This window comes from Oceanitalea stevensii (assembly GCF_014837105.1).
GTDB classification, from domain to species: Bacteria; Actinomycetota; Actinomycetes; order Actinomycetales; family Actinomycetaceae; genus Oceanitalea; species Oceanitalea stevensii.
Genome location: NZ_JACSPO010000011.1, coordinates 86,956 through 94,906, shown reverse-complemented (window position 1 = coordinate 94,906; position 7,951 = coordinate 86,956). Strand labels below are relative to the sequence as shown.

Below are 7,951 nucleotides of genomic sequence, written 5' to 3'. Positions count from 1 at the left end.
CAGCGGCGTGTGGCAGGTGCGTCGAGCGGTGCGGACGTGCGTACCAGACGAGGGCAGGCACAGACGCACGAAGGCCCCGCCGCCCCGGGGGGGGGGGCGGGCCGCCCGCGGGCGGGCCCCGCACACCCACTCGAAGGAGAGTCATGAGTCACGACCACGCCCACCCCACCATCCCCAACCGGCCGATGAGCCGCCGCAGCATGCTCAAGGCGCTGGCGGCCTCGTCCGTGGCCGTCGGTCTCGGTGCCGCGGTCGGCACCACCGCCGGTGCCGCCGTCGGCTCCATCCCCGGAGCCGCACCCTCCGGCGGCCGCAACCGCCTCGTCCCGCTGAACAAGCTCGGCATCATCCTGTACAGCGTCCGCGACAAGCTGAGCGGCGCCAACAGCATCGGCTTCCGGACGCTCTTCGAGGAGCTTTCCGCGATCGGCTACTCGGAGATCGAGTTCGCCGGCTACACGCAGGGCGGCGCCGGCGCGATCACCCCCGCGGAGATCCGTCAGCTCCTCGACGACAACGGCCTGCGGGCCGTGGGTGCCCACGTCAACCTCAACCCCTCGAACATCGACGCGCAGCTCGACATCGCCGAGACCCTCGGCATGCCGCACCTCGGCCAGGGTGGCGCCGTCACGAACAACAACACCGTCGCCGGGTGGGGCCAGGCCGCCGACAACTGGAACCTCATGGGCGAGAAGGCCAAGGCCCGCGGCATCAAGCTGTACGCGCACAACCACGCGGGCGAGTTCGGCTTCCTCAGCGACGCGCCCGACACCCGCCGCTACGACTTCTTCATGGACAACACCAACCCCGACTGGGTCTACCTCCAGATGGACGTCTTCTGGGCCCACGTCGGTGCCCACCAGTACCCCGGGTTCCGCCCCATCGACTACATCAACGCCAACCCGCGCCGCTTCCCGCTCCTCCACCTCAAGGACGGAAAGGTCAACCCCGAGGTCGGCAACGGGTACAACTACGTCGAGTTCGGGGTCGGTGACATCAACTTCCAGGAGTTCCTGTCCGCCACCCGCGACCGCGGCCAGCGCTTCGGCCTCTGGGAGCAGGACGACGCCTCCACCAACCCGGCGCCCGGGTACGAGCGCGACTCGCTGGGCAACGCCGCCCGCAGCTACGAAGCCATCGCCGCCCTCCGCGGCTGAGAAGGAGAGACCTGACATGATCCTCAAGCACTGGAAGACGCCGACCGCCGCGATCGCGGCCGCGGCTCTCGTCGCGATCGCCGCCCCGTCGGCGAGCGCGGCCACGACCGACTGCACCGACGACCTCGGCGACGCCACCATCACCGGTGACCTCGTCGTCCCCGACGGCGCCACCTGCGTCCTCGGCGGGGCCACCGTCAACGGCAGCATCACCGTCGGCGCCGACGGCTGGCTCGACGCCACCTCGGTCACCGTCGACGGCGACGTCATCGGTATCGACACCTACGGCATCTCCCTCGACGGCACGTCCGTCAGCGGCGACGTCGTGTCCTACTCCGAGGGGCTGCGCGGCGGCTTCCTCTACCTCAACGACCTCGCGGTCGGCGGGAACGTCGAGGCCGGTGGCATCGACGTCGAGATCAACGACAGCTCGGTCGCGGGCTCCGTGTCGACGCTCGCCGCCAACTACGTCGACGTCCTGCGCACGGGCATCGAGGGCGACCTGTCCATCGACGGCAGCGGCTGGGGAGTGTCCCTCGCCGGCACGGTCGTCACCGGCAGCGTCGTCGTCAGCGGCAGCTCCCGAGACGTCCTCATCGGCGCCACCGCCGACGGCGGCGCGGACCAGTGGGGCAACACGGTGGGCGGCGACCTCACGCTCTCCGGCAACACCGCCAACCTCCAGGTCGCGGGCACGACCGTGCTCGGCACCGTCGTCCTCGACGGCAACGACCCGGCCGCGAACTTCGGTCCCGGCAACACCGCGGGTGCCGTCGACGGCGACTACACCGGTTCCGCTCCGGCGGCCGGTCCCGCCGACGGCGACCAGTCCGTCGTCGTCGTCGTGCCCGAGCCCGACGCCGGTGAGTTCATCTGGACGATCGACTCGACGAGCAACCTCGTCGACCTCGGTGTCGCGGTGGAGAACGGTGACCACTTCGCGGCCGACGGCACGCTCAACCCGGTCCGCGTGACCGACACCCGCATCGACGCCCCGCAGTGGTCGATCTCGGGTCAGGTCTCGGACTTCCGCGCCGGTGATGAGACCGTGTCGGGCAAGTACCTCGGCTGGACGCCGCAGGTGCTGGAGAACGACGGCGGCGCCGTCGCCGGCCCGCACGTCGCCTCCGGCTTCGACGAGGGAGAGGGCCTGTCCGTCTCCCGCACGCTCGGCAGCGCGGACGCCGGTCACGAGCGCGGGTCGGCCCTCCTGGGCGCCGACCTCGAGCTCAAGCTCCCGGTGTCCGTCGAGTCCGGCACGTACAACGCGACGCTGACGCTGACCGCGCTCAGCTGACCCAGACCGGTGCCGCCCGTCCCGACCGCCCGCGGGACGGGCGGCACCACCCACCGAAGGACATCTGCCATGGACACTCCTGCCCGCCGCGCCGCAGCCGCCCTGCTGACGGCGCTCACCCTCGTCGGCGCCACCCTCGTCGGGTGGGCCCTGCCGGCCACCGCCGCCACGGAGCCCGACGAGGTGACGTGGAGCGTCCAGACGGCCGACAACGCCAACGGCCAGAGCCGGCCCAACTACCAGTACGAGCTCGCCCCGGGGCAGACCGTGGACGACGCGATCGTCGTGTCGAACTACTCCGACCGGCAGCTCACCTTCGCCGTCTACGCCGCCGACGGCTTCCTCAACGAGGCCGCCCAGCTCGACCTCCTGCCCGCCGGTGAGGAGTCCGAGCACGTCGGCCAGTGGGTGTCCATGGCCGCCGACGAGGTGACGGTCGGTGCCGGCGAGGCCGTCGCGATCGACTTCCGCCTCACCGTCCCGCCGAACGCCACCCCCGGGGACTACGCCGGTGGCATCGTCACCTCGCTCGGTCCCGCCGACAACGGGGACGGGGTCCAGGTGGACCGCCGCCTCGGCTCGCGCCTCCTCCTGCGCGTGGGCGGCGAGCTGCGCCCGGCGCTCGGGATCAGTGACGTCGAGGTCGACCACCGCGGGTCGTGGCTGCCGTGGCAGCCCGGTGACGCCACCGTCACCTTCACCCTGGAGAACACCGGCAACGTCCGCCTCAGCGGCACGCAGACGGTGAGCTTCGCAGGACTCCTCGGGCTGGGCGGGCGCAGCTCGGTGAGCGTCGACGTCGAGGAGATGCTGCCCGGCAGCAGCTTCGAGCGCACGGTCGAGCTCCAGGACGTGTGGCCGATGCTCCGCACGACCGGGACGGTCGCCGTCGACGGTGCCCCCGTGGGGGAGGAGAGCGAGCAGCCGCTGGTGCGCGAGGACTTTGCGCTGTGGACCGTGCCGTGGTCGGTGCTCGCGGGCCTCGCCGTCGTCGTCGGCGCCGTCGTGCTCAGCCGGTTGCGTGCGCGCCGCCGCCGCCAGGCCGAGGACCGCCGCGTGGCAGCCGCCGTCGCCGCCGCCGTCGCCGCCCACGAGCCGGAACCCGCCCCCCTGCCCTGACCGCCGCGCCAGGGGCGCCCACCGCCGGACGCAGCCCCGACGCCCGCGCCCACCGCCGGACGCAGTCCCGCGCCCTCGCCCACCGCCGACAGCTGACTTGTTACCGGGTCCGCTCTCGTCGCCGGGGGCCCGCCCCGGCGGCGTCCCCCCACCGCGGGATCCCCCGGGCGGGACGCCCGCTACCGCCGACAGCTGACGTGGTGTCGCCGGCACGCGACCGGCATCGAGTCGGCTCAGCCGCCGATGATGACGGTGGGGCAGCCGGGGCCCGGCGCGATCGGCGTGCCGTGGAGGGACAGGTCGCCCAGGCGCGCCGCGGGGAAGTTGCCGATGAGGACGGTCATGCTTCCCATCGCGATCCCGTTCGGGGCGGGGGAGACGCAGACGATGCCGCCGGGTATCGAGTTCGCGACGGCCGCGGGCATGCTGCCGATGAGCACTGTCGGCACCGTCGCCGCCGGGGTGACCGGTCCGCCCACGTGCGGCTTGGGGCCGTCGAACAGCGGGCACAGTGCTGTGTCGCCCGCCCGCAGCGCCGGCCCCATCGGCACCGCTCAGTCCTCCACGGGCTGGAGGAGGGTGCCGCCGTAGAGCACCGAGGTGTCACAGGTGGTGGGCGGCGGGTCCTGCGCGGGCGGCACTCCGACCTCGTCGCAGCGCACCGTCATCGTCAGCTCGGCGCCCTCACCGGCAACGATCGGCTCCTGGAAGTGGTAGTCGACGCTGCGGAAGTTCTCCAGCGCGAGGTCGAGGAGCGTGCGCTCGTCCAGGGTCAGCTCGATCCGCCCGAAGTCACCCTGCGGGTTGCTCACCACGAAGTCGGTGAGCCGGACAGTGCCCTCGGCGGGGACGACGAAGGGCGCAGGCGAGAGCGTCGTCCCCGGTGCGGTGTCGACCTGGAACCGGTCGGCGACCGGCACGACGAGGTCCTCCAGGGTGGGTGAGCCCACGAGCTCGTTCGCCTCGACGGCGGCGGTGCCGGCCTCGCCCGCCGAGCTCTGCGCGGCCTGCGCGGCGTTGGACGCCTGCGCGGCCTCCTCACCGGCCTGCTGCGCCGCGACGGCGGCCTCCCGGGCGGCCTCGTTCGCCTGGGCGACCTCCTCCTCGACGGCCCGCTGCGCCGTCGACTCGATCGTGGGACGCAGGACGAGGAACCACAGCGCGGCAAGGAGGAGCAGCAGGGCGAGGAGGGCGAGCAGGGCCTTGAGGAACCACGGCGGCAGGACCGCCTCCTGCAGGTGCGTGCCCTCGAGCGTGACCGGTGTCGTCTCGTCGGTGTGGACGGTGAGGGTGAAGGGGTGCGTGACGGAGGCCCCGCGCCAGATGCGCCTGCGCGGGGTCACCCGGAGGTCGGCGAAGGCCGCCTCACCCGGGGGCACCGTGAGCGCCGGGGGCCGGGCCTCCACCTTGAGCGCGTCCTGGTCCGGGGCTTCCAGGCGGACGGTGACCGGGACGTTGCCCCGGTTGTCGACCGCCACGTGGTGGGTGGCCCCGCGCCGGCCCCTGGAGGTGCGGGGGACGAGCTCGGCGGTGGTCTCGAGGAAGGGCAGGACCTCGACCATGCCCTCGGGCACGACCGTCTGCTCGGGGTGCTCGGTGGGCACCACCCGCACGCCGAAGCTCAGCTGGCCGGCGGGGACGGACGCCGAGCGCGGCGGTGCGAAGGAGATGGTCGCCGTCGTCTCCGCGCCGGGGAACAGCCCGGTGATCTCGGCGGGTTCGACGGAGGTCCACGCCCCCGGCACGCCGAGCACCTCGATCCGGTAGCCCTCGACGATCTCGCCGTCGTTGCGGATCTGGAGGGGCACCTGCTCCACCGTGCCCGCCGTCAGCTGGACGGAGGGGCGCTCCAGGCGCGCAGTCGTGGTCATGGTCAGACGGTAGGACCGCCGGATACGCACGCTGGAGGGCGAAACGGCGGCTCGTGGGGCAGCGGTTCTGCCCGTTGAGTCCGCGTTGAGTGCACGAAGAGTCCTCCGCGGGAGAGTGTTCCGGACGCGGCGGTGCGGCCGTGCTGGGGTGGAGGAGGACATGATGATGGAACGTGTGCCGGTCTGGGTCAGTGCCCGCGACCCGATCTCGGAGGCCGGCGTGGTGAGCCAGCTGCGGCCGCGCCCGGAGGTGCGGATCGTGGGGCGCGACGAGGACGACGAGGCGCTCGTCGCCGTCGTCATCAGCGACAACCTCGACGGCGACACGCTGCGGATGCTGCGCGCGGTGCAGCGCAAGGGTTTCACCCGGACCGTGCTCGTCGTCGGGCAGCTCGAGGACAGCGACCTCGTCACGGCGATCGAGGCGGGCGTGGTCGGGCTGGTGCGCCGCGGCGAGGCGACGTCGGACCGGCTCGTGGCGGTCATCCGAGCCGCCGCGACCGGGGACGGCACCGTCCCGCCCGACCTCCTCGGCCGGCTCATGGACCAGGTCGGCAAGCTGCAGCGGCAGGTGCTCGAGCCCCGAGGGCTCACGTTCACCGGTCTGGCGGCCCGCGAGATCGAGGTGCTGCGCCTCATCGCGGACGGCTACGACACGGGCGAGGTCGCCCGACGGCTCTCCTACTCCGAGCGCACCGTGAAGAACGTGCTGCACGACGTGACGAGCCGGCTGCAGCTGCGCAACCGCTCCCACGCCGTCGCCTACGCGTTGCGGGAGGGCCTCATCTGAGCGCTGCGACGTCGAATGTCAGTGCCCCCTGAGACGATGTGACCAGCAGCACATCGAGGGTGTGAGGGGGTGGGGACCGTGACCGAGGAGATGGTCGACGGCGCGGGTCCCGCCTCCGGGCGCGGGTCGGCTACCGGCCTGGTGGCGTCCGGTGCGATGGGCGAGCTGGACACGATCCTCGCGTGCCTGACGCGGCTGGCGTCGATGAGCTGGCACGAGATGGACGGTCATCGCCTGCACGAGGCGTTCGAGCGGGGCGAGCAGATCGAGCGGCGGTTGGCCGGGGTCCGCTCGGCGCAGCTGGCGACGATCGAGGCGAACGGGCTGTGGGCGCTGGACGGGCAACGGACCTTCGCCGCGTGGCTGCGGACGCAGACCGATGCGACGCCGGCATCGGCGTCGCGGCAGGTGCGCCAGGCTCGTGCGCTGCGTGACCTGCTGCCCAAGGCGCGCGTGGCGCTGACGGAGGGGCGGATCAGCGAGGAGCACGTCGGGGTGCTGGTGCGTGGGGCGCTGACGACGAACCGGCTGCGCGCGCAGCTGTCCGACAGTGAGCTCGGTGAGGGGTTCCTGGTCGAGCAGGCCGAGCGGATGGATGCGGGGTCCTTCGCCAAGCTCGTGGGCACGTGGGCGATCGCCTCGGACCCCGAGGCCGCCGACCGGGCGTGGCGGGAGGACGGCGCCAAGGAGCAGCTGACCCTGTCGCGGACCATGGACGGCTACCACCTCAACGGCTGGCTCGACGAGCTCTCCGGCCAGAGCGTCGACACCGCGCTACGGGCCCATATGGGCCGCAAGGCCAAGGGCGATGAGCGCACCCCCGCCCAGCGGCGGGCCGCGGCGCTGACCTCACTGGCCCGGCAGTCACTGGATGCCGGTGAGCAGGGCAAGGGCGCCCGCATCCGCCCCCACGTGACCGTGACCGCGGACATCGAGACCCTGCGCGCCCTGGCCGCCGCCACCGGCTCACCCCGCCCGCCGGTCACCGCCAGTGGGCGGGAGCACGAGCCGGGCGGTGAGCTGGGGTTCTGGGAAGAGGCCCTGTTCACCGCACCGGGTGGGCCGCGCGACCCCGGCCAGCCCGGCGGTGACACCTTCCAGCCGTCCGCGCCCGGCGAGCCCCACGATCCCGGCCAGTCCGGCGGCGACCCCTTCCAGCTGTCACCGGAGGCGCAGGCCTGGATGGACGCGTGGCGGCCCGGTGACAGCCACGTCATCTCCACCGCCATCGACCCCCGCGCGGTGACCGGCATCGAGCCGGCGACCCTGGAGGACGGCACTCCGATCCCGCCGGCGATGCTCGCCCGCCTGGTGTGCGAGTCCTCGCTGTCGCGGGTGGTGTTCGGACCGGACTCCACGGTGCTGGACGTGGGGCGGGAGCAGCGGATCTTCCCCGCCCACATGGTCCGCGCGATCGTCGCCCGGGACAAGACGTGCCAGTACCCCGACTGCGACCAGCCACCCGGGGTCGGGGAGATCCACCACTCCATCCAGTGGTACCGCGACGGCGGAGCCACCTGCGTGGAGCACGGCATCCTGCTGTGCTGGCACCACCACGACTGGGTCCACGCCTACGGCATCACCATCGTCCGCGCCGCAGGGCGCTGGTACTTCTACTCCCGCCACGGCCAGCTCCTCACCGCCAAGCACGAACAGACCTAGAAACCCCAGGGGACAGCCCTGCCCACCGCCAGGTCGGGGCGGTGCCCCTTCGTGC

7 protein-coding genes are annotated in these 7,951 nt (G+C 72.9%); 5 read left to right on the top strand and 2 right to left on the bottom strand.

Features of this window, described 5'->3' with window-relative positions:
- The first annotated feature begins 143 nt into the window (after positions 1-143).
- The 3 genes from H9624_RS14420 (at position 144) to H9624_RS16685 (ending at position 3,573) form a co-directional block, all read left to right on the top strand.
- Positions 144-1,157: a sugar phosphate isomerase/epimerase family protein gene (locus tag H9624_RS14420; protein ID WP_251840594.1), complete on the top strand. Its 1,014-nt coding sequence runs from the start codon at positions 144-146 to the stop codon at positions 1,155-1,157.
- A gap of 16 nt (positions 1,158-1,173) precedes the next feature.
- Positions 1,174-2,454, top strand: coding sequence for a hypothetical protein (locus tag H9624_RS14415; RefSeq protein ID WP_251840593.1), 1,281 nt, complete (start codon positions 1,174-1,176; stop codon positions 2,452-2,454).
- A gap of 69 nt (positions 2,455-2,523) precedes the next feature.
- Entirely contained in the window at positions 2,524-3,573 is a 1,050-nt protein-coding gene (locus H9624_RS16685) for a WxL protein peptidoglycan domain-containing protein (RefSeq protein ID WP_286011256.1), read from the top strand.
- Positions 3,574-3,806: 233 nt separating this feature from the next.
- Here the strand turns inward: H9624_RS16685 and H9624_RS14405 are convergent, their stop codons facing one another.
- Positions 3,807-4,124 carry a PAAR domain-containing protein gene (locus tag H9624_RS14405; protein ID WP_504740264.1) on the bottom strand — a complete coding sequence of 106 codons (318 nt, stop codon included), beginning with the start codon at positions 4,122-4,124 and terminating at the stop codon, positions 3,807-3,809.
- A 3-nt stretch (positions 4,125-4,127) separates the two neighbouring features.
- Entirely contained in the window at positions 4,128-5,444 is a 1,317-nt protein-coding gene (locus H9624_RS14400; RefSeq protein ID WP_251840592.1) for a COG1470 family protein, read from the bottom strand.
- Between the two features lie 166 nt (positions 5,445-5,610).
- On the opposite strand from H9624_RS14400, the gene H9624_RS14395 reads away from it, so the two are divergent.
- The gene (locus H9624_RS14395) at positions 5,611-6,234 is read left to right on the top strand and encodes a LuxR C-terminal-related transcriptional regulator (RefSeq protein ID WP_504740265.1); all 624 of its coding nucleotides are present in this window, start codon (positions 5,611-5,613) and stop codon (positions 6,232-6,234) included.
- Between the two features lie 78 nt (positions 6,235-6,312).
- Positions 6,313-7,896 carry an HNH endonuclease signature motif containing protein gene (locus tag H9624_RS14390; RefSeq protein ID WP_251840590.1) on the top strand — a complete coding sequence of 528 codons (1,584 nt, stop codon included), beginning with the start codon at positions 6,313-6,315 and terminating at the stop codon, positions 7,894-7,896.
- Positions 7,897-7,951 lie beyond the last annotated feature (55 nt).